23 protein-coding genes and 1 pseudogene are annotated in these 21816 nt (G+C 68.6%); 12 read left to right on the top strand and 12 right to left on the bottom strand.

What is annotated here, in order from left to right:
- Positions 1–151 precede the first annotated feature (151 nt).
- Entirely contained in the window at positions 152–1063 is a 912-nt protein-coding gene (locus OG736_RS05110; protein ID WP_030039820.1) for an alpha/beta hydrolase, read from the bottom strand.
- Between the two features lie 243 nt (positions 1064–1306).
- On the opposite strand from OG736_RS05110, the gene OG736_RS05105 reads away from it, so the two are divergent.
- Positions 1307–1936: a dehydroquinate synthase/iron-containing alcohol dehydrogenase family protein gene (locus OG736_RS05105; protein WP_327181352.1), complete on the top strand. Its 630-nt coding sequence runs from the start codon at positions 1307–1309 to the stop codon at positions 1934–1936.
- Positions 1937–2033: 97 nt separating this feature from the next.
- Here OG736_RS05105 and OG736_RS05100 read toward each other — a convergent pair whose 3' ends face one another.
- On the bottom strand, positions 2034–2657 hold the full coding sequence (locus OG736_RS05100; RefSeq protein ID WP_327181351.1) for a TetR/AcrR family transcriptional regulator: 624 nt from the start codon (positions 2655–2657) through the stop codon (positions 2034–2036).
- A gap of 158 nt (positions 2658–2815) precedes the next feature.
- Here OG736_RS05100 and OG736_RS05095 point away from each other — a divergent pair, with 158 nt between their 5' ends.
- The 4 genes from OG736_RS05095 to OG736_RS05080 all read left to right on the top strand — a co-directional run bounded on the left by OG736_RS05095 (position 2816) and on the right by OG736_RS05080 (position 6538).
- The gene (locus tag OG736_RS05095; RefSeq protein ID WP_327181350.1) at positions 2816–3811 is read left to right on the top strand and encodes an NADP-dependent oxidoreductase; all 996 of its coding nucleotides are present in this window, start codon (positions 2816–2818) and stop codon (positions 3809–3811) included.
- Between the two features lie 66 nt (positions 3812–3877).
- Positions 3878–4744, top strand: a complete 867-nt coding sequence (locus tag OG736_RS05090; protein WP_327181349.1) for an alpha/beta fold hydrolase — start codon at positions 3878–3880, stop codon at positions 4742–4744.
- 32 nt (positions 4745–4776) lie between these two features.
- Positions 4777–5583 carry a strictosidine synthase gene (locus OG736_RS05085; protein ID WP_327181348.1) on the top strand — a complete coding sequence of 269 codons (807 nt, stop codon included), beginning with the start codon at positions 4777–4779 and terminating at the stop codon, positions 5581–5583.
- A gap of 121 nt (positions 5584–5704) precedes the next feature.
- On the top strand, positions 5705–6538 hold the full coding sequence (locus OG736_RS05080; RefSeq protein ID WP_327181347.1) for an enoyl-CoA hydratase/isomerase family protein: 834 nt from the start codon (positions 5705–5707) through the stop codon (positions 6536–6538).
- 408 nt (positions 6539–6946) lie between these two features.
- On the opposite strand, the gene OG736_RS05075 is transcribed toward OG736_RS05080, so the two are convergent.
- Positions 6947–7660: an SDR family oxidoreductase gene (locus OG736_RS05075; RefSeq protein WP_327181346.1), complete on the bottom strand. Its 714-nt coding sequence runs from the start codon at positions 7658–7660 to the stop codon at positions 6947–6949.
- A 168-nt stretch (positions 7661–7828) separates the two neighbouring features.
- Between OG736_RS05075 and OG736_RS05070 the strand changes: the two genes are divergently transcribed.
- Positions 7829–8416, top strand: a complete 588-nt coding sequence (locus OG736_RS05070; RefSeq protein WP_327181345.1) for a TetR/AcrR family transcriptional regulator — start codon at positions 7829–7831, stop codon at positions 8414–8416.
- Between the two features lie 182 nt (positions 8417–8598).
- On the opposite strand, the gene OG736_RS05065 is transcribed toward OG736_RS05070, so the two are convergent.
- On the bottom strand, positions 8599–8868 hold the full coding sequence (locus tag OG736_RS05065; RefSeq protein WP_327181344.1) for a hypothetical protein: 270 nt from the start codon (positions 8866–8868) through the stop codon (positions 8599–8601).
- Between the two features lie 719 nt (positions 8869–9587).
- On the opposite strand from OG736_RS05065, the gene OG736_RS05060 reads away from it, so the two are divergent.
- Together OG736_RS05060 and OG736_RS05055 are read left to right on the top strand one after the other, a co-directional pair.
- Complete coding sequence (locus OG736_RS05060; RefSeq protein WP_327187521.1) at positions 9588–10043, top strand: hypothetical protein; 456 nt, start codon at positions 9588–9590, stop codon at positions 10041–10043.
- A 35-nt stretch (positions 10044–10078) separates the two neighbouring features.
- A pseudogene (locus OG736_RS05055) lies at positions 10079–10263 on the top strand (IS5/IS1182 family transposase); the annotation flags it as partial.
- 81 nt (positions 10264–10344) lie between these two features.
- On the opposite strand, the gene OG736_RS05050 reads toward OG736_RS05055, so the two are convergent.
- Complete coding sequence (locus OG736_RS05050; protein ID WP_327181343.1) at positions 10345–11016, bottom strand: TetR/AcrR family transcriptional regulator; 672 nt, start codon at positions 11014–11016, stop codon at positions 10345–10347.
- 68 nt (positions 11017–11084) lie between these two features.
- On the opposite strand from OG736_RS05050, the gene OG736_RS05045 reads away from it, so the two are divergent.
- Positions 11085–11924: an alpha/beta fold hydrolase gene (locus OG736_RS05045; RefSeq protein WP_327181342.1), complete on the top strand. Its 840-nt coding sequence runs from the start codon at positions 11085–11087 to the stop codon at positions 11922–11924.
- Between the two features lie 793 nt (positions 11925–12717).
- On the opposite strand, the gene OG736_RS05040 is transcribed toward OG736_RS05045, so the two are convergent.
- The 3 genes from OG736_RS05040 to OG736_RS05030 all read right to left on the bottom strand — a co-directional run bounded on the left by OG736_RS05040 (position 12718) and on the right by OG736_RS05030 (position 15082).
- Positions 12718–13155: a hypothetical protein gene (locus tag OG736_RS05040; protein ID WP_327181341.1), complete on the bottom strand. Its 438-nt coding sequence runs from the start codon at positions 13153–13155 to the stop codon at positions 12718–12720.
- Positions 13156–13346: 191 nt separating this feature from the next.
- Positions 13347–13775, bottom strand: a complete 429-nt coding sequence (locus OG736_RS05035) for a hypothetical protein (protein WP_327181340.1) — start codon at positions 13773–13775, stop codon at positions 13347–13349.
- A 293-nt stretch (positions 13776–14068) separates the two neighbouring features.
- Positions 14069–15082: an NADP-dependent oxidoreductase gene (locus OG736_RS05030; RefSeq protein ID WP_286247902.1), complete on the bottom strand. Its 1014-nt coding sequence runs from the start codon at positions 15080–15082 to the stop codon at positions 14069–14071.
- 103 nt (positions 15083–15185) lie between these two features.
- Here OG736_RS05030 and OG736_RS05025 point away from each other — a divergent pair, with 103 nt between their 5' ends.
- The gene (locus OG736_RS05025; RefSeq protein WP_327181339.1) at positions 15186–15695 is read left to right on the top strand and encodes a winged helix-turn-helix transcriptional regulator; all 510 of its coding nucleotides are present in this window, start codon (positions 15186–15188) and stop codon (positions 15693–15695) included.
- A gap of 33 nt (positions 15696–15728) precedes the next feature.
- On the opposite strand, the gene OG736_RS05020 is transcribed toward OG736_RS05025, so the two are convergent.
- The gene (locus OG736_RS05020) at positions 15729–16334 is read right to left on the bottom strand and encodes a CGNR zinc finger domain-containing protein (RefSeq protein WP_327181338.1); all 606 of its coding nucleotides are present in this window, start codon (positions 16332–16334) and stop codon (positions 15729–15731) included.
- 65 nt (positions 16335–16399) lie between these two features.
- On the opposite strand from OG736_RS05020, the gene OG736_RS05015 reads away from it, so the two are divergent.
- Entirely contained in the window at positions 16400–17272 is an 873-nt protein-coding gene (locus OG736_RS05015; protein WP_327181337.1) for an alpha/beta fold hydrolase, read from the top strand.
- A 229-nt stretch (positions 17273–17501) separates the two neighbouring features.
- Here OG736_RS05015 and OG736_RS05010 read toward each other — a convergent pair whose 3' ends face one another.
- The 3 genes from OG736_RS05010 to OG736_RS05000 are packed head-to-tail and all read right to left on the bottom strand — an operon-like array spanning position 17502 to position 20906.
- Positions 17502–18968, bottom strand: coding sequence for a class I adenylate-forming enzyme family protein (locus OG736_RS05010; protein WP_327181336.1), 1467 nt, complete (start codon positions 18966–18968; stop codon positions 17502–17504).
- 35 nt (positions 18969–19003) lie between these two features.
- Positions 19004–19924 (bottom strand): alpha/beta hydrolase, encoded by a 921-nt coding sequence (locus tag OG736_RS05005; RefSeq protein WP_327181335.1) that lies wholly within the window; start codon positions 19922–19924, stop codon positions 19004–19006.
- A gap of 7 nt (positions 19925–19931) precedes the next feature.
- Positions 19932–20906: an enoyl-CoA hydratase/isomerase family protein gene (locus tag OG736_RS05000; protein ID WP_037802689.1), complete on the bottom strand. Its 975-nt coding sequence runs from the start codon at positions 20904–20906 to the stop codon at positions 19932–19934.
- Between the two features lie 211 nt (positions 20907–21117).
- Between OG736_RS05000 and OG736_RS04995 the strand changes: the two genes are divergently transcribed.
- Positions 21118–21801: a TetR/AcrR family transcriptional regulator gene (locus OG736_RS04995; RefSeq protein ID WP_327181334.1), complete on the top strand. Its 684-nt coding sequence runs from the start codon at positions 21118–21120 to the stop codon at positions 21799–21801.
- The last annotated feature ends 15 nt before the right edge of the window (positions 21802–21816 follow it).

The raw sequence follows: 21816 nt of genomic DNA, 5'->3' as shown, positions 1-21816 counted from the left end.
GTGTTGCTCCGTGCGGAACCGTGTCGGACACAGGCACCGCATGCCGGCCGACGGGGTCGAGCAGGATGCCGACGACCGGTGGACCGGTCACCGGCCTCGCGGTGGTGCGGCGGTCGGGCCGAAAGGCCGCTCCGCCCGGTGTGGCTTCAGCTCACGCGCCGAGGTGCTTGCGGAGCCACTGACCCATCTGCTGGATCGCCTCGTCCACCTCGGGTACGCGCCCCGCGCCCAGGACGAACGAGTGCTGTCCCTCGGGCAGCGGGTGGACCTCGGAGGTGACCTTGAAGTCCTTGAGGCGACGGCCCAGTTGGGCGCCGTCGTCGGCGAGGGTCTCGTACTCGCCGTAGAGGACGATCGTGGGAGGCAGGCCGGTCAGATCGGCGTTCACGAGGCTGATCTTCGGATCGGCGAAGTCCACTCCGGGCTCCTGGAGCCAGGCTCCGCGGAAGAGCTCAAGAGTGTTCCTGCTGAGCATCTTGTCGTTGTCTTCGTTCTCGTCCACCGACGCGTTCTGGATGGTGAGGTCGGTCCACGGCGAGACGCTGACGATCGCGCCCGGGGTCGCCTCCCCCTGCGCGAGCAGGCGCAGCGGGAGCATCACCGCGAGGGTGCCGCCGATCGAATGGCCCGTGCTGCCGATGTTCCGCGGCTCATAGCCCTGCGAGAGCAGCCACCGGTACGCCGTCTCGGCGTCATCGAGCTGCGCCGGGTAAGGGTGTTCGGGCGCCAGGCGGAAGTCCACGACGAGAGAGCGGGCGCCGGCCGCCTTCGCGATATGGCCCGCAGCCTTGCGGTCCGAGTGCATCGAGGCGGTGACCGACCCGCCGAAGTGGAAGTGGAGCAGAGCCCGGTCGGGATCGGCTCCCTCGGGGATGGCCCAGAGGGCGGGGACGCCGCCCGCGTCCACCTCGGCGTACGTGACGCCTTCCGGCTCGGTGGACGCCTTGTGGTTCGAGTCGACGATGTCGCGGACGATGGCCAGGTCGAGGCCCGGCGTCGAGGACTTCGCGCTCACGCTCTCGAGGAACTGGGCGAACTGCCGTGCCTCTGGGCTTGCTCCCATGGTGGTGCTCCTTCGCAGGTTGCTGCCACGCCCACGTCCCGCGTGCAGCCAGGTTGATGTGCTGGTCGTGACGCTACTGGCTGAGTATAGAAAAGTAAACCTAGGAGGGATCGGGGCACCTCTGGCTGCGGGGGCGCGGCGGCGCGTGCGGGCGACCGAGAGTGATCAGCGCTCCAGAAGCTCTACCGTTGCGGATCAGCGGTCTGAGGTCCGACTGTCCTTCCCGTCGGGATCCTGTATTGCATGTGGTCGAAATCGACCCTGGAACCTTCGGGCGAGCTGACGGTACCGAGCCACCCGAGAGCGAACACCGCAGGCAACGAAACCAACACCGGCGTCGACGCGCTCACTCATGCCGTCGAGGTGTACGTGAGCCGCAAGGCCACTCCGTTCTCCGACGGTCTTGCGCTGAATGCGGTCCGGACCCTCGGCCGCCACCTCCGCCGCGTCTACGCCGACGGGGGAGAATCCGAGGCTCGCGAGGCGATGATGCTCGCCGCGCCCCAGGCCGGCATCGCCTTATCCAACGCCGGCGTAGCGCTCAGGCATCGCATGAGCCGCCCGATCGGCGCGCACTTCCACGTCGCTCATGGTCTGTCGAACGCGATGCTCTTCCCCGCGGTGACGGCGTTCTCCGTACCGGCCGCCGAGAGCCGGTACGCCGACTGCGCCCGCGCGCTCGGAGTTGCCGACGACGGCGACGGCGATGCCCTGGCGGCCGGGAGGTTCGTGGAGGCGCGTGGTTCGATCAGCTGTAACGCACTTGACCGGGTGTGCGGGGTTAGGGACAGGGTTTGCGGCTGTCCGTTGTCCGCACTGCCGCACTGCCGGACAGGATGTTCTTGCCGAGTTGCGCGGCGTGGATCGCGGTGACGTGCCCGCGGTTCCGGTGCCGATGGTGACGACGCCGTAGTGCGTGCTCACGAAGTGCCCCCGTTCCGGGGAGACGGTCGGCTCGGAGAGCGAGCGGTCATGCGGCGCGGATGTGCGGCGCCAGGGTGGCGTGGATCTGGTCGCGGATGTCGGCGAGCACGGCTTCGTCGCTGCGGTGCAGGCACACGGTGGCGGTGGTGCTGATGTGGATGATCGCGGTGATCACCCGCGCCAGCGTTGCCGCGTCGGCGGCACCGATGTCCTCGTCGCGGGTGAGCAGGCCGGTGATGCCGTCCTCGAGGCGGCCGGCAAGGGTCAGACCCGCTTGCCGGTAGGGCTCGGCCGGGTCGCCGAAGACGAGTTCGCGCAGGTATGCGCGGCCGTTCTCGATGTGCTCCCTCACGCATTCCACCACGGGGCGGATGAGAGCGATGACCGGCTCCAGCGCGCCCTGTCCGACGGCGGCGTTCGCGGCGGCGAGGCCGGAATCGACGGCGGCGGCGAACTTCTCGTTCTGCACCATGATCAGCAACTCGGCCTTCGTGGACGCGTACAGGTAGAGCGTCCCGATTGCGACATCGGCCCGGCGGGCGACCTGCTGCGTCGTGACCCTGCGGACGCCGTGTTCGACGAACAGCTCGCGGGCGGCGGTCATGATGCGCTCGCGCTTGTCCTCTTTGGCCCTCTCGCGGCGCCCGATCGGCATGTGACCGCTTCCCATGGGGACCTCCCTTGACAATAATTCTGAGTAGACTCATAGTTGAGTGTACTCGGATTAGCCGAGTGGGGCGAGGCTGTGAGGTCCCCGGATGTCGCGCCGGGTTTGCCGATCCAGTCTCAGACCTGGATAAATGGGACAAATATTAGGAGTGGCGCCCCATGCGAGCGTTCGTCGTCACCAAGTACAAGGAGCCGCTGCAGGAGGCGGACGTCCCCGAACCCACCGTGGGGGAGCACGACGTGCTCGTCCGGGTGGAGGCCGCCGGACTGAACCCGCTGGATGAGAAGATCCGCGCCGGTGAGTTCAAGCAGATCCTGCCCTACAAGCTGCCGCTGATCCTGGGCAACGACGTCGCGGGCACCGTCATCAGCGTCGGGACGGCGGTTCGCGGCTTCAAGCCCGGAGACGAGGTCTACGCCCGGCCCCACCAGGACCGCATCGGCACGTTCGCCGAGCGCATCGCCGTCGCGGAGGGCGACCTGGCGCTCAAGCCCGCTTCCATCAGCATGGAAGAGGCCGGCTCGCTGCCGCTGGCGGCGCTCACGGCGTGGCAGGCGCTGGTGGAGCGCGGGAAGGTGCGGCCCGGGCAGAAGGTTCTCATCCACGCAGGCGCCGGCGGGGTCGGTTCGATCGCGATCCAGCTCGCCGCGCACCTCGGTGCGAGCGTCGCCACGACCGCCGGCGGTTCCAACGCGGACTTCGTGCGCGCGCTCGGCGCGGACACGGTGATCGATTACCGCACCCAGGACTTCGAGCAGCTCCTGACCGGCTACGACCTGGTGCTGGACAGCCTCGGTGGGGAGACTCTCGAGAAGTCCCTGCGGGTGCTCAAGCCCGGCGGCAAAGCCATCGGGATCGCCGGTCCCCCGGAGCCCACTTTCGCGCGCGAGGCCGGCCTGAACCCGCTGATGCGTCTGGCGGTCGCAGGCCTGAGCGGCAAGATCCGCAGGCAGGCGAAGAAGCTCGGCGTGACGTACGAGTTCCTGTTCATGCGCGCCAGCGGCGACCAGCTCCGCCAGATCACCACTCTCATCGACCAGGGCGCGGTGCGCCCGGTCGTGGGAAAGGTGGTCGGCTTCGACCAGACCCCGCAGGCGCTGCAGTCCCTGTCCCAGGGCGGCATCCGCGGCAAGGCCGTCATCGGCAACAGCTGACCCGCCGCAACCGCGACGGGCGACACGAAACACACAGCGACACAGAACACGCAAGGAGAATCCGTCATGAGCAGCACCGACACCCCGAACGAAGCCGTCATCACCTCCTACGCGAAGGCCCCGGCCCGCACCGTCAGCGCCGGTGGTGTCACCTACGCCTACCGCGAGCTGGGCCCGAAGGGCGGCATCCCCGTCGTCTTCTTCGTCCACCTCGCCGCGACCCTGGACAACTGGGACCCCCGCATCATCGATCCCATCGCGAAGGGCCGTCACGTCATCGCCTTCGACAACCGCGGTGTCGGGGCGTCCACCGGCCAGGTGCCGGACAGTGTCGAGGCGATGGCCGACGACGCCTACACCTTCATCAAGGCGCTGGGGTACGACAAGATCGACGTCTTCTCCTTCTCCCTCGGCGGCATGGTCGCTCAGGCCCTGGTGGTGAAGCACCCCGAGCTCGTCCGCAAGCTGGTCCTCACCGGCACCGGGCCCAAGGGCGGCAAGGACATGGACAAGGTCGCCAGAATCACCTACTGGGACATCCTGCGCGCCACGTTGACCCGTTCGGACCCCAAGGAGTTCCTGTTCTTCAACCGCAACGCCACCGGAAAGGCCGCCGGGCGCGCGTTCGTCAACCGGCTCAAGGAGCGCACCGTCGACCGCGACGCGGACATCAAGACCAAGGCGTTCCAGACGCAGCTGAAGGCGATCAAGAAGTGGGGGCGCTCCGCCCCCGACGACCTGTCGTCGATCACGCAACCCACCCTGATCGCCAACGGCGACAACGACCGCATGGTGCCGTCGGTCCTGTCGGAGGACCTGCACCGGCGCATCAAGGGCAGCCAGGTGATCATCTACCCCGACTCCGGGCACGGCGGCATCTTCCAGTACCACCAGGAGTTCGCCCCCGTGGCGGTCGAGTTCCTGGCCCGTTGACAACCGCCTGACCAGGAAAAAGGGGCAACGTCATGAGCACGTCACGGGCCGTCGCGCCTCTGGAAGTGAAGAAGCCTCTCACCTCCTCGATCCTGCTGTGGGTGCGCACCGACCAGCCTCGCCAGACCGGCATGGACCACTGGAAGGGCCCGCACTCAGGGATCATCTCCGCCACCCCGGGCCTGGAGGAGTACCGGCAGATCCACCTCGCCGAGCACAACCCGGGCCTGTGGCCGGCCATCGACGGGGTCCAGACCGCGATCCCCGCAGACCGGAAGATCGACGGCGTCGCGGAAGTCACCTTCCGATCGGCGCTTGCACCCCTGAAAGGGCGTAAGCAGACGAAGCTGGCCTACGCCGACGAGATCAACGTGTTCCGCCGTACCCTGCTCTACGCCGGCCCGCCGAACTCCTCTCGGTGGTACGACGTCGCAGGCCCCGGACAGACGGTCGGCGCCCGCGCGCTGATCTACCTTCGCCGCAGAGACGGGGTCGGCGCCGGCGCCTTCCGGAAGTTCGTCAACGAGCAGCTCGCACCCGCGCTCGCCGGCACCGGAGTGCTGGAGGAGCTGCGCACGCAGACGTTCCTGCCCTGGATCGAAAAGCTCTGGGACACCCCGGACGTCGCCCACGACAATCCCCACGACCAGCACTTCCACGCCTCGGTCAGCCTCGGGTTCACCGACACCGCGGCGCGGGACGCCTTCTTCACCGGCCACGTGATCGAGGACCTGTCCAACCGGCTGGCACCGCAAGTCTCCGCGATCCACGCCTACGACGTCACCGCCACCCTCACCTACGTCAAGAACGGCGAGATCCTCCCGCGTTACCAGGAGTGAGCGGCGCGTAGACCGGAAGCGGGACCGCCGGATCTGCTCGGCAAATCCATCCGCCCCGGCTCCCTGGCCCTCCTCGCGCCCCCGTCGCCGTCTGTTACCCCTCACGCATCTGGAGCCAACCATGAGCGAGCAGCAGAGCACCATCCACTACGAGCGCACCTCACCGCAGATCGCGAAGATCACCTTCGCCAACCCGCCCGTCAACCTCATCGCCGGCGAGACAGTCCTGCGCCTCATCGAGATCGTCACCGAACTGGCCACCGACCCGGACATCCAGGTCGTGCTGTTCGACAGCGCCACCCCCGACTTCTTCTACAACCACTTCGACCTGGCCGCCGCCGCCGACTTCCCCGCCCCCGAGAACCCGGACGCGGTGCCGGCATGGACGAATCTGGTCCTGGAACTCTCCAAAGCGCCGTACATCACGATCGCGGCCATCCGTGGACGCACCCGCGGCGGCGGGAACGAGTTCGCCCTCGCCCTCGATCTGCGCTACGCCAGTCGTGAGAAGGCGATCTTCGGACAGCCCGAGGTCGGCAGCGGACTGCTGCCCGGCGGTGGTGGCAGCGAACGCCTGCCCCGGGCCATCGGACGCGACCGCGCCCTGGAAGCCATCCTCACCAGCGACGACTACGACGCCGAGACCGCCGAACGCTGGGGTTGGGTCACCCGCGCCCTCCCCGACAGCGAACTCGACGCCTTCGTCGGCACCGTCGCCGCCCGACTCGCCTCCTTCGACCGCACCTCACTCGCCTCGGCCAAAGCCCAGATCAACCGGGCATCCCTGCCCCCGGACGCGGACCTGGTCGCCGCGTACGGCGAGTTCGCCCACTCCCTCACCCTCCCCGGTTTCCTCACCCGGGCCGCAGGCACGCAGGCCGTCGCCGAACAGGCCGGCATCGACTTCGAGTACCGGCTCGGGCACCACATCGGCGTCGCCAACCAGCAACGCTGACACCCGGCAGCAAGCGAGCACGTACGCAGCAGATGCCGCGGCCGTGCTCGTTCTGTCGCGAGTCCCACCTGGTTCGCCGGCGAATTCGAGTCCGTCGGCGCCCGCGTCGGGGGACAGCCCGACTGATCAGGGCTCACCACCCAGTGGCGCGGCCTGTACGCCGACAGGGCTGCGGATGGTGTCGGGGAGTGCGCCGGCGGTCGCTGGGCGAACCGCACCGGACGATGCTCGACGAAGCGCTCGCCGGGCATGGTCTGTCCGAGTTTCACCGACGCCGACAGCGATAGCGACCAGGGTGAACTCGCGGCACCTGGCACTGCCTGCGCCCGTGGTCCGACAGCCGCGATGCTCTGTCCTCACGATGGTGCCGCGCTGCTGAGGGAGATCACATCGGGACCGAAGTAGAGCTCAGGCGTTCGTGCTGCGCAGGTCCGGGTAGAGCGCCTCGACCGGGCCGCTCAGAGCCGCCTTGACCCCCTGGGTCAACTCGTCGGCCAAGACCTCGTACTCGTCGGCCTCGACCGCGTCGTAGACCGCCGTCACCAGTTGCGTCGGCAGCATCTTGGGTCCGTCGCTGTGTGCGGCCATAGGGGTGTCGACGTAGCCCATGTGCACGCCCGTCACGTGGACGCCCAGGGGTGCGAGCTCGATGCGCAGCGAGTTGGTGGCCGACCACAGTGCGGCCTTGGACGCGCTGTAGGCGCCGCCGAAGGCATACCAGCTGGCAACGGAGTGCACGTCGACGAGGATTGACCCCTTCTTGGCGGCGAGGACCGGTGCGAAGGCGCGGGCGAGGAGGACCGGCCCGAAGAAGTTCGTCTCCATGTTCGCCCGGATGTCCGTCTCGGTGACGTCCAGCAGGCTCGCGCTCGGCGGGATGGCGCCCGCGTTGTTGACGAGCACGGTGACGTCCGCCGCGGCGGCGACGGCCGCGTCGATCGACGCGGGGTCGGTGACGTCCAGGGGCAGGGGGACGATGCGTTCGTCGTCCCAGGCGCGGGGGGAACGGGCGGTGGCGTAGACCTTGGCGGCGCCGCGTGCCAGGGCGTCGTGGACGAAGTGGGTGCCGATACCGCCATTGGCGCCGGTGACGAGGACGACAGATCCGTCGAGAGAGGGCATTGGTGTTCCTTCTTTACCAGGGGATGTGAAGTGCGTGGCTGCGCACGGATGGAGCGATGACTCCTCGCCCCGCGATGGGAGAATGAGCGGAGCCACATTCGATCTCACACGGTATTGAGTACAATCACAACTGATTACAGTCAGAATCTATTCCTGGAGGACACCGCCATGCCTGTCGGACGGCGCGAGCGGAACAAGCAGGAGAAGTTCGACCGCATTGTCGCCGCCGCCACTGAGCTGTTCGCCGAACACGGCATCGATGAGGTCACGACCCAGCAGATCGCCGACAAGGCCGACATCGGCACCGGGACCCTGTTCCTCTACGCCAAGACCAAGGGCGAACTCCTCCTGCTCGTGCAGAACGCCAAGTACGTCGAAGCACTTGAGCAGGGCCGGGCGGACGCCGAGACCGTCCCCGGCGTGCTGGACGCGGTGCTGGCGATCGTCCGGCCGATCGTCGAGTGCAACCGCATCCAGATCGACAACGGACGCACCTACCTGCGAGAGATGGTCTTCGGCGACCCCGAGGAGCCCCGGCACGGCGCGGCACTGGCCATCGTCGCGCAGACCGAGGAGGCCGTCGCCGCCGTGCTGCGCCGAGACGAGCGGGTCGCAGAGGGCGACGCCGCGACGCTGGCACACATCGTGTCCGCCGTGATGTTCCTCAGCATGGCGGCGAGCGTGAACATCGCCTTGAGCGTCGAGGAGATCGTGCAGGACATCCGCAGGCAGGTCGACGTCCTGCTGCCTCGCTGAAGCGCGGCCCAGCCTCAGGCCCAGGTGACCATCCGGGCAGTCCTCGGCTGCGGCATGGCCCGAATCCCCAAATGACAGGTCATCCGGCCGTTGCTGCCCATGCCGGCATCACTGGACGGGTGGGGCGGCCGGCCGGAGGGCTACCGCCACCGCGTGCTGCTGGGATTCCGGAGATTGCCTGCCTACGTGGCGTCGAGTCCCACTCCCACAGTCCCTGTTCCCAGGAGTCCGGGTCGGAGCCCGTGTGGTGCGGTCAGGGCTTTGTGGGTCGATTCCAGGATCTTCTCCGACAGCTCTGTGCCCGCCGTGGCGCGGGCCAGCAGGATCGCGCCGACCAGGGTGGCCACCATGGGAAGGCCGTCGTCGGCGTCTGTGGACATCCACGCGGCGAATTCCTGGACTCCGGCCGCGTACGTCTTGCGTACCTTCCCGGCTGTGGCCTCGCGAGCCATGTCCCCTGCGAATCCGGCGGAGGGGCAACCGGTGCCCGGCTGGTCACGGTGCTCGGCCGACAGGTAGAAGTCGACGAGGGCGCCGCGTGCGGTGGCGTGATCACTGTGGGCCGTGTCGAACGACGCCAGGAGTAGGTCAAGGTCCCCGAAACGGCGCCACCGACTCCGCGTGGCTCCACCCGTCACTGCATCGGCTGATGTGCCCGCGCCACCAACTAGCCACTCCCGACCTGCGACTCACCTCCACCGTCCACACCCAAGGCGTGTCCGTACTCGCCGCCGCGCACCACACCCACCAGCGCCTGCTACAACACCCCCGAGCCGCCACCGCCTGGACCACACCACGCGCCATCACCCGCCCGACTGGCTCCGAGCCCTGTGGAACGCGCTGCCACGGCCCTGGGAGTAGCCAGCGCGGCCGGGCAGGACCACCCTGCCCGGCCGCTGCCGCCGCCCGGACGTCATGCGGCGTGGAACTCGTGGGCGTGGCCGCCGCGCCACTCCACCACTGAGTGGTGTGCATCGTGAAGTCGCAGGTCGCGGCTCTGTGTGAGTGACGAGTGGGGTGATCGCGCCGGTCGGCGGCCGATGACCATGGCGTAGATCATCGGGCCGGTCCGGTTCCGGCGGGATGCCGGGTTCGGCTGCGCCTGCCTCCGACCCCTGCCTGCGATCCGTCAGCAGGTCGGCACGCCATGAGAACGCGGGAGGGCGCGGAGATGCAGGAGCGGCGGTGGATCACCACGCGCCGGAGCGAACTGAACGCCCTCGTCGAGCAGTTGACCCAGCAGCTTCAGGAGGTCGAGGTCGAGCGGGACGAACTGGCGATCGCCGAGCGGGTGTTGAACCGCCTGGCCGAGCAGGCCCACGCCGACGCCGAGGCGGCCGATTCTGGCGCTCCGGTACCGGTGAAGGTGGCCGGGCGAGCGGTCCTGCTCATCCCGCACCGCAGCGACGCGGCCGACGAGGGCGCGCTGCCCGGTGACTACCGCAAGCTCCTGGCGATCGTGCGGGAGGCCGACGGGCCAGTGCAGGTCAGGGCGGTCGGTGAGCGGCTGGGCCTGGATGCCTCGGTGCGCGGCAAGCTGGAGCCTTTGCGGGCGAAGATGACCAAGCTCGCCGACCGCGGCTGGCTGCACAAGCGGCCCGACGGCCGGTTCACCGCACGCTCGTAACTGCGCGGGCAGGCCGTACGGGCGGGCCCCCGGCGGCAGTCATGGTGCTGGCGGTGCTGCGCTGTGACCAGCGGCCCGGCGATCTGGCCGGCGGGAACGGGGTGCACCGCGCCACGTGAGCCGGTGGGTGCGCGAGGTCGTGGGTCTGCTGGCCGCCCGTGCCCCGCGCCTGGACCGCGCGTTGAAGAAGATCGCCCGAAAGGGCGGCGGGGTGGTCCTGCCGGTGTTCGTACCGAGGCGACTGGGAGCCGGCCTCGTGCTGCGCATGGTACTGAGCTGGGTTTGCGTCGGTCGGCTGCGGTCAGGATTCTGGACTCCTTGCCGCCGGCTGGTCGCTGTTGCCCTGTGCCAGTGACGCGAGAATCTCCTTGCGGCAGACATCGAGGATTTCGTCCGCCAGCGGAGAACCGTCCGGGCATGCCCGCGACAACATGATCGCGCCGACCGAGTGGGCGAGCATGTCGATCACCATGGTGCGGGTCGCGCGCTGGTCCGCGTCCCTCGGCGTGTCACTCTGGGCCTGAAGGGCCGTCAGCAGATTCTCGATCCCGGCTGCGAACTCTGTTTTGATGTCCGCCGGCTGGCGTGCAGCGTCCCCGCTGAGGGCCGCGATGGTGCAGCCGTCACCGCGCCCGTCGCGATGTTCCCGGGAGACGTAGCGCTCGACGAACTCGGCGGCGTCCAGGCCTTCTGTCCGTGCCGCGGTCTGTGAGAGCCCGCTCGCGGACGCTTCGGCCATCAGGTCGGCCTTGGAGCGGAAGTTCTTGTAGAACCCTCCATGAGTGAACCCGGCGGCTGCCATCAGTTCCGCCACGCCGACACCGTCATAGCCGCGCTCCCGGAACAGCCTGGAGGCTGTCGCGACGATGTGGGCACGGTTCTGCTCTGCCTGTGCCTTGGTGACCCGCATGTCCAGCCGTCCCTTCGTCGGTCGACGCTCGACGGTCCAGCATACATAGATGTCGATCGACATCAAAGAGCTTGACTTTTTAGATGACGATCGTCATCGTATTGCTCACCCCCTCCAGAAAGGCTCAGGCCATGAGTGACACGCATGTGACCGCACCGACTCAGTACATCGAGGTCGACGGCGACCGGTTCGCCTACCGGCGCTGGGGCAAGCCCTCGGACGTCCCGATCTTCCTGGTCCAGCACTTCCGCGGGGGGATGGACAACTGGGACCCGCTGCTCACCGACGGCCTGGCCGAAGGCCGTGAGGTCATCCTGTTCAACGGCCGCGGCATCGCCTCGTCATCGGGCACGCCGCGTAACCGGATGGAGGACATGGCCGACGACATCGCCGCGGTCATCCGGGCGCTGGGGCTGGAGCAGGTCGACCTGCTCGGCTTCTCGCTCGGCGGTTACCAGGTGCAGGAGGTCACACTGCGCCACCCCCAGCTGGTGCGCAAGCTCCTCCTGCTCGGCACCGGCCTCCGAGGCGGGGACCCGACAAGTGACCCCCAGGTGCCTCAGTACGCCCTGAACCCGGTCCCCACCCTGGAGGACTTCCTCTTCCTGTTCTTCGGCCGCTCGGAAGCCGCGAAGCAAGCGGGCAAGGCCTTCTGGGAGCGCCGCCACCAGCGGGCCGACCAGGACCCGCCGAGCTCGCCCGCGGTCGCACAGGCGCAGTTCGAAGCGACCATCGCCTACGCGGAACCGCTGCCGGGCGAGAACCCCTACGCCCACCTGAACGCGATCACCCAGCCGACGCTGGTCCTCAACGGCGAGAACGACGTGATGATCGCCTCGATCAACTCCTGGCACCTCGCCCAGAACATCCCCAACGCTCAGCTGCTGATCTACCCCGATGCCGGGCATGGAGCGCAGTTCCAGTATCCCGAGCGGTTCCTGAAGCACGCCATTCAGTTCCTCGACGAGTAACGCCTGCGGGGCTTCGGTGCAGTCGCTGACGCCTGGTCCGTGATGACGGGCCGCAGGCTCACCGGATCCCCGGAATGCGACACGCACACCTTCCCAGGCCATGGAGTCCCCTACGCCCCCGTGGTCGAAACGGAAGACAGTCCGGCCAACGGATCGTCGCCGATTTCGCCGGCCTGACCAGCTGCGCGAGAATCCGGCAGGCCGGACCCCGGCCGCCGGAGCGGCTGGCTGAGGTAGGCGCATCCTGCGTGATCGAGGCGGGGTGCGCCATCGCCCGGCTGCCGTGCCCGCTCCCACGGTGTCCACCACCGCGACCTTCCGGCCGGGACGGCTGATTCGTGCCGCACGGGCGTGGAAGACGTGGGCGCCGGCCGCGCCGTCGGTGACCACGACGAGGAGCGCCTGAGTTCCAGCCACTGGGCGGGGATCCGCTCGATCGTGGTGTCCGGGTAGAGCCACTCGACGTCCTCGCTGCCGGCCTGGACGACGTGGGCGACGCCGCTCCTTCCAGCGTGCCCCGGGCCGGTCTGCTGGGCGAGTCGGCCCGGGGGCGGCAGGGAGAGTCGCCGGACCAGTCCCAGAGGCTCCGCTCGTCGAGACGAGGGTCGTACCGGGCCCGACCGCCGGCGCCGAACAGCCCGAGCTCGGTCATCAGCGCAACGCCGGTCTGGATCTCGTCCGCTGTCCGGTGATTCCTTGATCATCGGGACCTGCTTCCACCCGGACAGCGTCATCGGCAGGCCCCACTAATTCAGCCACACCATCGCCGGCTCCCACCTGCCATCGGCCGTCGTCACCAGCAGCCGGCGCCGCTGCTCCGCATCCAGGCGGGCCACCGGCACCCGCCGGCCACCCCCCGCGCCCGGGGCGCGGCCGGGTCCTCCACCAGCAGCGACCGGCGCGTCGGGAGGGAGAAGCCGCGCGAGCGCCCATAGTCGAGCATCTCGGCCCGGTCCCACTCGATGTAGTCGCGCACATCTCGCAGCACCGGCACCGGCCAGTACACCGCCCGGCCCGACCTCCCCTTGGAGATCGCGTGCGGCAGCACCGCTCGCGCGTTGACGATCCCTGACGCCGCAGGCGGCAGCTCCGGTAGGTCGAACACCGTCAGCGCCGAGTGCTCGCACAACCGCAGCCCCGTACGGACCGTCGAATCCGCGTACGCCGCGTTCCGCGCCGCGCACTCCCACGGAACCCGCGCCTTGGCATCTCCTTCGAGTCGAAGCCGCACAGCCCGACATTGCGCCAAAGCCGATACGACTTCGGTGGCGGCCACTTCACCTCGCGTCGTGGCCCCATGTGCGACGTCTCGGCTGGCACTTGCCGCACCATCGTGCCGCCAGCCCCGTCCCGCCACGGCGACCACACCGAAGCCGCGCGCTGACGGATGGGACTGGCCCTGACGAGGTTCTGCTCGATCGCTCACAGGTAGAACCGGTTGACCGTGGACACCTCCCGGTCCCCACCCGTGTCTTCCGAACGAGATCCACGCTCGTCACGACGCCGCCGCCACTCGAACGCCGCCCGGTCGTCCATGGACGCATCGCGCCAGTCCCGCCTGCCTCGCGCGAACCACAGGAAGTCGAAGTACGTGCGCAGGTCCCGGGCATGGGCGGCCTGGGTGTTCCACGGCGAAGACGCCGGCCACACCGAGAAATACCGGTTCAGCGCCGCGTCGTACCCGCCCGCCGGGCTGATCAGGAACGGCTGCCCCTCGGGCACCCCCAGATCGTCCAACCCCTCACCGAGATCGGCGAACAGGGAGCTGAACTCCCGCATGAACGCGGTCTTTTCGCGCGGCCACGCCAGGTCTCGACGGGAGAAATGCGCTCGCCAACCGGTGATCGACATGACGCTGGACGATAGTCCGTGGACAGCTCAACAGCGCATAACCAAAGGCGCGCGACAACAAGGCACGCGGGGCACGGGGCTCCGCAGACTGTCGCGGCCGCCGGCAGCCCTCGGATTCGGGGTCGGAGCAGAGGGCGCCGTTCCCCGGACAACTCCCGTGTCCGTCATGAGCGTCGAGACACGCGAGCCGTCGTTGTTGTTCCGCCCGGTGCGGCGAGCATCTCTCGCCCCTGCCGTCGCGTCGTCGGCCCCGCGTGATCATGCCAGGAGGATGCCGTGTGGCCGGCCTGATCTCAGTTGCTGTCGGGCGTCATCGAGACCACGACCTTGCCGGCCTTGGTGCGACCTTGCTCGACGTACGCCATCGCCTCGAGCGTCTGATCGAACGGGAAGGTGCTGTCGATGACCGGGCGGAGCTTCCCGCTGTCGTAGAGGGCGCCGAGCTCGCGCAACTGGGAGCCATTGGCCTGCATGAAGAAGAACTGGTAGCGAACGCCCAGGGCCTTCGCCTGCTTGCGGATCTTGCGACTGAGCACGTTCATGACCAGCCCCAGGAAGGAGGGAGCGCCGAGCTGCCTGGCGAACCCGGCGTCCGGCGGGCCCACGACGCTGACAGCCAGGCCGCCGGGCTTCAGCACGGTCAGCGACTTCTCCAGGTTCGCCCCGCCCACGGCGTCCAGCACCAGGTCGTAGCCGGACAGCACCTTGGAGAAGTCCTCCTTGGTGTAGTCGACGACGACGTCGGCACCGAGGCTTCGGACCAGCTTCTCGGAATCAGTGCTCGCGGTCGTCGCCACGGTGGCACCGAGGTGTTTGGCGAGCTGGATGACCGTCGATCCGAGACCGCCGGCACCGGCGTGGACGAGCACCTTCTGACCCGGCTTCACATGGGCCTGGTCTACGAGGATCTGCCACGCGGCCAGGGCCACCAGCGGCACCGCGGCCGCCTCCTGCGGGGTGAGCGAGGCCGGCTTGGGCGCGACGTCGTCCATGTCGATCGCGATGTACTCCGCGAAGCCTCCGATCCGCAGGTCGCGCGGACGGGCGTAGACCTCGTCGCCGACTTCGAGGCCGCGCACGGCGGAACCGACCCGCGTCACGACGCCGGCCACGTCATGACCGAGCACGAACGGAGGCTTGTACTTCAACAGCTGTTTGAACTCCCCGTTACGGACCATCTTGTCCAGCGGGTTGATGCTCGCGGCGCTCACCCTGACCAGAACATCGCGGTCACCGACGCTGGGCTCGGGTACCTCGGCGGCGCGCACGCCGTCCTTGCCGTACTTCTCGACGACGAATGCCTTCATGCCGGCCGCCTTTCCACGTGATCTTCTCGGTCGCCTGCGGGTGGTCATGACGCTACTTGCTGAGTATAGAAAAGTAAACTCATGTCGGGTTAGAATCACCCCCATGGATGCGAGGACCGAAGCTCTTCAGGACGCCGGCAGGGACACCCGACTCGACCGGGACATGTCGAACTGCTCGATCGCCCGGACCCTTGAGGTCGTGGGTGAGAAGTGGACGATCCTGATCCTGCGCGAGGTCTGGTACGGCTCGTCCCGCTTCAGTGACTTCGAACGGGTCCTCGGCTGTCCCCGGAACCTTCTCGCTGCCCGGCTCCGGATGCTTGTCGAGGAAGGGATCCTGGCCACCGAGACCTACAAGGAGCCGGGTTCGCGGAGTCGGCCGAAGTACGTGATCACACCCAAGGGCGTGGATCTGGTCCCGGCCGTGATGGGGCTCCTGCAGTGGGGCGACCGCTACCGCGCCGACCCGGAGGGCCCGGCCGTACTGACGCGACACCGCGGATGCGGTGCGCACGTCGATGCCCAGATCCGCTGCGAACGCGGCCACGCCGTGCAAGCGGAGGACATCGAGAGTGTCCCCGGCCCCGCATTTCGTCTGAGGCCCGCGGAGTGAGCTGAGCGCGGTGGCGGCAGGAGTCCGGGGGGCTCAGTCCGCCGGGGTGCGCTCACCCCGTCTGGCTCGGGCCTGGTGGAGGCGGACTTTGGTGCGGTTGCCGCAGCGGGACATCGAGCACCAGCGGCGGTTGTGGGCGGGGGAGCGGTCCAGGAAGCGTAGGGCGCACGTGTCCGCGCCGCACACGCGTACGCGCCGGATCTCGCTCGACAGGAGCAGGTCTACGGCGTCTTGCGCGATCAGTGCCAGCGCGGTCGCGGGATCAGGTGCCATGGTCGTGGTGTCGGCGGGCTCCAAGTGGCCGCCTTTGATGACGATTTGCGGCGCCGGCCGGGGCGCCTGTGCTGCCGATCCGTTGAGCAGCACGACGTCGCTGGAGGAGGGCAGCCGGCCGTCGGATACCGCGAGTACGGCCCGGTCGACCGCCTCGCGCAGCCGTCGGCCCGATGCCAGCACGGCGGCATCCACGGGATCCGGGATGCCCGGCGTGAGCAGTCCGGCCCGCTGAAGCCAGAGGGTGAGATCGCCCGGATTCCGGAGCGTCTCCCCCGGCGTGGGTCGCCACCGGTGGCGGAGGGTGTTGGTGAAGTCCAGACAGACTCGCCCGCCGTCCCAGATCCACGTGTCGTTCGTTGCCACGCCTTCATTCTGCACGCTAGGTTTAACCCCCTAAGAGGGTTAGTTCATGCCGAGGAGGCGCAGCCATGGGACAGCCCACTGTGACCACGGGCGTGACGCAGGTGGACGGGGTCCGCCTGCACTACCTCCGGGCGGGATCCGGTCCTCTGCTCGTCCTGCTCCACGGCTGGCCGCAGACCTCCGACTGCTGGCAACCGGTGCTGGCGGATCTTGCCGCCGACCACACCGTTGTGGCACCCGACCTGCGTGGCTACGGCCTGAGCGACAAGCCCTCGACCGGATACGACAAACGGCGGATGGCCGCCGACATGGCGGGCCTCGTCGAAGCACTCGGCTTCGAGACGACCGCCGTCGTGGGTCACGACCGGGGCGCCCGCGTGGGGCACCGCTGGGCGCTGGACCGCCCCGAGCAGGTGGAACGGCTGGCTGTGCTCGACATCGTGCCGACCCGGGAGATGTTCCGCCGGCTGGACGCCTCGCTCGCCTCCGGGTACTGGCACTGGCTGTTCCAGATGCAGCCCGACCTTCCCGAGCGGCTCGTGGGGCACGACATACGCGGGTATCTCGAGTACTTCTTCGAGCGGTGGACCTACAACCGGCACGGGCTGACACCCGAAGCGGTCGAGGGATATGTCCGAGCCTTCTCCCGCCCGGGTGCCATGCGCGCGAGTTTCGACGACTACCGCGCCATGGAGCAGGACGTCGCCCTCGACGACATCGACGCCGCCGAGGGCCGCCGCCTCACCATGCCGGTACTGGCGCTCTGGGGTTCCGCAGGGCTGCCCTCCCGCCTGCCGACGCTGGAGATCTGGCGCGCCTACGCGGACGACGTCACCGGAGCGGAAATCCCGGAGTGCGGCCACTTCATCCCGGAAGAGCAACCGGAGGCGCTGCTGGGCCATTTGCGGTCGTTCCTGGACGACGAGGCGAGTCGGTGACCCTGCCACCGTGACGAGAGCGGCGCCCCTGCGGGTCCACAGTCTCACTGGCCGGCCGGGGCGAGTCGTCCGAGCAGCCTCCCGAACCGAGGGGCGGCCCAGTTGCTTCCGGTTGGGCCGCCACTCAGTCAGATCCTCGCCGAGACCCGGACACCCGCCGAAGCGTCCCCCGCGGCCGCGCTGTCGGATATGCGCTGCCTGGGCATCCAGGCTCGGCGCGCGGTGAATCTCAGGAAGCCGCGACGTGGGCAGCGCGCAAGGAGGCTTTGTCGATCTTCCCGACCGCGTTCTTCGCTATGGCCTCTACCACGAAGAACCCGGTCGGACACTTGAAGCCGGTGAGGCTGCGCGCACAGAGCTCCCGCAGCACCGTCAGATCGACGGTCACGCCTGGTCGCGGCTGTATGTAGGCCACGACCACCTCTCCCCACTTCTCGTCGGGTACGCCGATCACGGCGGCTTCGAGCACCGACGGGTCGCCTGTGAGGACGTCCTCGATTTCCTTGGGGTAGATGTTCTCCCCACCACGGATGATCATGTCCTTCGAGCGCCCGACCAGGGTCAGATAGCCGTCGGCGTCGAGGTGACCCACATCGCCCGTGTGCAACCAGCCGTCGACGATGACTCTGGCCGTTTCCTCAGGGCGGCCGAGATAGCCACGCATGACGTTGGGGCCCTTCACGAGGACCTCACCGTCCGTGCCTGGCCCCACCTCGGTACCTTCGGCGTCGACGATCCGAATCTCCTGGCCGGGGAAGGGAAGTCCCACGGTGCCGGCCCGTCGCGGGCCCGCGACGGGGTTGACGGTGGACCCGCAGGTTCCTTCGGACAGGCCGTACCCCTCGACAAGAGGGAACCCGTACCGGGCTTCGAACCGGTTCAGCAGCTCGGCGGAGGCAGGTGCGGCGCCACAGACTCCGAACCTCAGCGACGATGTGTCGGGCCGCACGTCGTCCGGGAGCGCAGCGAGCATGCCGTAGATCGTCGGCACGGCGCTGAAGAAGGTGGGGCGCTCCTGCTCGACGAGGTCGAAGAAGCTGTGTGGGTCGAACCGGCGGCCCGCGATGACGACGCTCGCCCCCGCGAGAAGAGGCGTGAGAATGCTGACCACGATGCCGTTGACGTGGAAGAGCGGCAGGATCAGCAGGCACCGGTCGGCGGGCCCGATGTCCAGGGACAGGCGGCCCATCTCCGTCATGGCGTCGATGTTGGCGTGGTCCAGCATCACGCCCTTGGGCATCCCGGTGGTGCCGCTGGTGTATATGAGAAGAGCCAGCGCGGACGGGTCCACATGCGGTGCGTGATCCGAACTCACCCCTTCCTTGTGCAGTGCGCCGACGGCGAGTACGGCAGTACCGTCCGTGACGGGCGCCGCGTGGTCTTCGACCACCAGCAGACGCGCACCGGAGTCCTTGACCTGTCGGTCCACCTCGACGTCGGTCATGCTCGGGTTGACCGGCGTGATGGTGGCGCCGATCCGCCAGGCGGCGAACAACAGCAGTACGAACTCGATGCGGTTCGTCAGCTTGAGGGCCACGACATCGCCGGGACCGATGCCGAGGTCCTGGAGCTGATGCGCTGCCGCGCGGACGCGGTCCAGCAACTGAGTGTTGGTGAGTGACTGGCGCCCGTCCGAGACCGCTGCCCCATCGGGGTCGTGAGCGGCGCGACGGTCGGGCAGTGAAGCGAAGTTCATGGCGGGCGTACCTGTCTCGGTGTTGTGCGATCCGGTCAAGGAGTCGATGCCGGCGCGGGGTGCAACTGCCGGGTGAGGAACTCGATCTGGTCGCGGACCAGGGCCTCGAAGGTCTCGCCGGTGTAGAAGTCGAAGTGGCCGGCGTCGTACCTCTTGATCTCTCCCCGGGGTGCGGTGCGCGCGTACCGGAGGGTCTGGGCGGGAGGCGTGACGGAGTCGGTGTTGCTGACGCAGAAGAGGATCGGCATGGCGACCCTCTTCGCCGCACGCCCGGGCCGGTAGGTGGCGATGGTCGGAATGACCCGTGCCGCCACCTCGTTGCGGAACGTCGTCCCCGCCGGTTGCAGCGCCTGATATCCGGGCAGGGCGTCCGGAGCGTTCATGAGGGCCGGCGAACCGGGGGCGGAGGCGATGGGAACCATCGCGGGTGCCTTGCCGCGCACTCTGGCCGCCATGTCCCGAGCGAGCACGGGGGTCATCCTGAGCGAGGCGACCGGGCCGAGCGCGAGCGCGGAGGCGAGACCATCGGTGAACGGGCACTGGGACACGGCCGCGCGCAGTTCGGGATGCCGAGAGGCGACGGTGATGGCGTGGCCTCCGCCGAAGGAGCTGCCCCACACCGCGATGCGGGAGCGGTCGACGTCGGGGCGGGCCTTGACGTAGTCGAGGGCGGAGTCCCAGTCGGCGAGTTGACGCTTGATCGACAGGAGCTGGCGAGGGTGGCCGCCGCTGTCGCCGAAGTGCCGGTAGGTGAAGGCCACGGCGGCGATGCCGGCCTGAGCGAAACGCTCGGCGAAGGCGTCCAGGCGCATCTCGCGGGTGGCGCCGAGGCCGTGCCCGAGGATGACGACGGGCGGGGAGGTGACGCCGGTCGGGAGGTAGAGCCATCCGGCACAGGTGCTGTCGCCGGAGGGGAAGGTGATGTCGTGGCGGGTGAAGGAGTGCGCAGTGGTCATCGTCGGCTCACCGCCGCGTCGTCTTCGTGGAGCGGTGCCCGGGCACGCTGCCCGAGGCGAGCGCCTGGGCGTAGGTGTCCGGGTCGTAGAGCGGGAGCTCGCCGGTGGCGTCCGTCGTCTTCATGTAGTCGAGCATCAGTTCCTGACCGTCCTTCGACATGACTCTGGTGAAGAACTCGGCGCGTTCGACGTGGAGTCCGTCCTCCAGTGACATCGAGCCGCCGAAGTAGACCGACCTCTTGGCGGCCGCGACCGACCCCTTCGACCGTCGGCCGAAGTGCTCCGCGAGCTCGACCGCCTGCGCGACGACCTTGTCCTGGGGTACGACCTTGTCGACCGCCCCGTTGGCGAGCGCCTCCGCGGGCGTGAACGGCTTGCCTTCGAGGATCGCGGCCAGGGACCGGTGGGTGCCGATCAGGCGGGTCAGCCGCTGGGTGCCGCCTCCGCCCGGGATGATGCCGAGGAGGATTTCGGGCTGGCCGATGAAGAAGTCCCCGTCGGCCATGACCCGAAGATCGCAGGCCCAGGCGAACTCGGCGCCGAGGCCGAGAGCCGAACCGTTGAGGGCGGCGACGAAGAGGACACCGCTGGCGTTCATCCGGAGGAAGGTCGTGTGCAGACGCTCCAGTTGGAGGGCCCCGCGCATCGGGGTCCTGCGCATCACGGGCCCGAGGAGACGGGACCGGTCCACGTGCTTGGCCATGCGTACGACGGCGGCGGCACCGCGGCGGCCGACCGTCGGGCTCGCGGCGCCCTCTTCCTGCAGCCACCGGACCGCGGCATGGCTGACGAACCGCTCGGGATGTGCCCCGGTGAAGACGACGGCACGGATGCTCGGATCGCGGTCGACCCGGTTCACCAGCTTGTCCAGCTGATGGGCGATGTCGAGGCCGAACAACTGGTGCGGGCCGCCGTCGACCCGGACGACAAGGACGGCTCCGCGGTCCTCGATCTCCAGATGGCCCTTGTCTTTGTATGGCATGGATTCTGCTCCCGTGCTGGGTTCATGGGGGAGTGCAAAGCGGGTGAGGGAGGGGCTGCCGGCGCCAGGAATCTGGGACAGTGCGTGAAAGCCCGTCCGGGGAGGCGCGCCCGTGTCCGAAACGGCACGTCACTCGAGATGTGTACTATTGCCGTGACGAGTTACATAACCAAGTTATTTCAAGAGTGTCAATGGTGGAGGCGCGAGAGACATGGCAGGGCGGCCGAGGCTCGATGACGCACCGGAGCGGCTTGTGCGAGCCGCTGTCGGCCTGCTGGCCGAACAGGGGCCGTCGGCCATCAAGGCGCGTTCGGTGGCGTCCGCGAGCGGGCTGTCGACGATGGTCGTCTACGGCCACTTCGGTGGGATCCCCGAACTGATGCGGGCCGTCGCCGACCACGGCTTCAGGGAGCTCGCCGCGGCCTTCGCTCAGGTGCCGGTGACGGATGATCCGATCGCGGATCTCTTCGCCATGGCTTTGACCTGCCGCCGAGTGGCCCACGATAACCCTCACCTGTACGACCTGATGTTCGGCCTGTCCACGCGTGCGACGTACCGGCCGCTGTCGGACGCGGACCTTCGCTTGAGCGGACATTCGCCGGCCTTCCGGGATGCCCACGTCCATATCACCGCGGCATGCCGACGGCTCGTGGACTCGGGCAGGGCCGAGCGGCAGGAACCTGAAGTCATAGCCGCCCAGTTGTGGAGTCTGGTCCACGGGTACGTCACCCTTGAGCTGGCCGAGCACTTCGGCGAGTTCGAGGACCCCGTGATGCAGGTGCTGCTGCCGATGGGCGTGAACTTCTCTGTCGGTCTGGGCGACGAGCGGGAACGGGCCGAAGCCTCGCACGAGGCGGGCGCGCGCCTGTACGACTCGATCGTTCAAGGTCGGTGAACGTCGGTAGGGCAG

Source organism: Streptomyces sp. NBC_01334 (assembly GCF_035983595.1).
GTDB lineage: Bacteria > Actinomycetota > Actinomycetes > Streptomycetales > Streptomycetaceae > Streptomyces > Streptomyces coriariae.
This window is presented reverse-complemented; position numbering and strand designations above follow the sequence as displayed.

Excerpts from the sequence above, each read along its gene's own strand:
- OG736_RS05110 (WP_030039820.1), bottom strand. The coding sequence starts at position 1,063 with ATGGGAGCAAGCCCAGAGGCACGGCAGTTCGCCCAGTTCCTCGAGAGC.
- OG736_RS05105 (WP_327181352.1), top strand. The coding sequence starts at position 1,307 with ATGTGGTCGAAATCGACCCTGGAACCTTCGGGCGAGCTGACGGTACCG.
- OG736_RS05100 (WP_327181351.1), bottom strand. The coding sequence starts at position 2,657 with ATGGGAAGCGGTCACATGCCGATCGGGCGCCGCGAGAGGGCCAAAGAG.
- OG736_RS05095 (WP_327181350.1), top strand. The coding sequence starts at position 2,816 with ATGCGAGCGTTCGTCGTCACCAAGTACAAGGAGCCGCTGCAGGAGGCG.
- OG736_RS05090 (WP_327181349.1), top strand. The coding sequence starts at position 3,878 with ATGAGCAGCACCGACACCCCGAACGAAGCCGTCATCACCTCCTACGCG.
- OG736_RS05085 (WP_327181348.1), top strand. The coding sequence starts at position 4,777 with ATGAGCACGTCACGGGCCGTCGCGCCTCTGGAAGTGAAGAAGCCTCTC.
- OG736_RS05080 (WP_327181347.1), top strand. The coding sequence starts at position 5,705 with ATGAGCGAGCAGCAGAGCACCATCCACTACGAGCGCACCTCACCGCAG.
- OG736_RS05075 (WP_327181346.1), bottom strand. The coding sequence starts at position 7,660 with ATGCCCTCTCTCGACGGATCTGTCGTCCTCGTCACCGGCGCCAATGGC.
- OG736_RS05070 (WP_327181345.1), top strand. The coding sequence starts at position 7,829 with ATGCCTGTCGGACGGCGCGAGCGGAACAAGCAGGAGAAGTTCGACCGC.
- OG736_RS05065 (WP_327181344.1), bottom strand. The coding sequence starts at position 8,868 with ATGGCTCGCGAGGCCACAGCCGGGAAGGTACGCAAGACGTACGCGGCC.
- OG736_RS05060 (WP_327187521.1), top strand. The coding sequence starts at position 9,588 with ATGCAGGAGCGGCGGTGGATCACCACGCGCCGGAGCGAACTGAACGCC.
- OG736_RS05050 (WP_327181343.1), bottom strand. The coding sequence starts at position 11,016 with ATGTCGATCGACATCTATGTATGCTGGACCGTCGAGCGTCGACCGACG.
- OG736_RS05045 (WP_327181342.1), top strand. The coding sequence starts at position 11,085 with ATGAGTGACACGCATGTGACCGCACCGACTCAGTACATCGAGGTCGAC.
- OG736_RS05035 (WP_327181340.1), bottom strand. The coding sequence starts at position 13,775 with ATGTCGATCACCGGTTGGCGAGCGCATTTCTCCCGTCGAGACCTGGCG.
- OG736_RS05030 (WP_286247902.1), bottom strand. The coding sequence starts at position 15,082 with ATGAAGGCATTCGTCGTCGAGAAGTACGGCAAGGACGGCGTGCGCGCC.
- OG736_RS05025 (WP_327181339.1), top strand. The coding sequence starts at position 15,186 with ATGGATGCGAGGACCGAAGCTCTTCAGGACGCCGGCAGGGACACCCGA.
- OG736_RS05015 (WP_327181337.1), top strand. The coding sequence starts at position 16,400 with ATGGGACAGCCCACTGTGACCACGGGCGTGACGCAGGTGGACGGGGTC.
- OG736_RS05010 (WP_327181336.1), bottom strand. The coding sequence starts at position 18,968 with ATGAACTTCGCTTCACTGCCCGACCGTCGCGCCGCTCACGACCCCGAT.
- OG736_RS05005 (WP_327181335.1), bottom strand. The coding sequence starts at position 19,924 with ATGACCACTGCGCACTCCTTCACCCGCCACGACATCACCTTCCCCTCC.
- OG736_RS05000 (WP_037802689.1), bottom strand. The coding sequence starts at position 20,906 with ATGCCATACAAAGACAAGGGCCATCTGGAGATCGAGGACCGCGGAGCC.
- OG736_RS04995 (WP_327181334.1), top strand. The coding sequence starts at position 21,118 with ATGGCAGGGCGGCCGAGGCTCGATGACGCACCGGAGCGGCTTGTGCGA.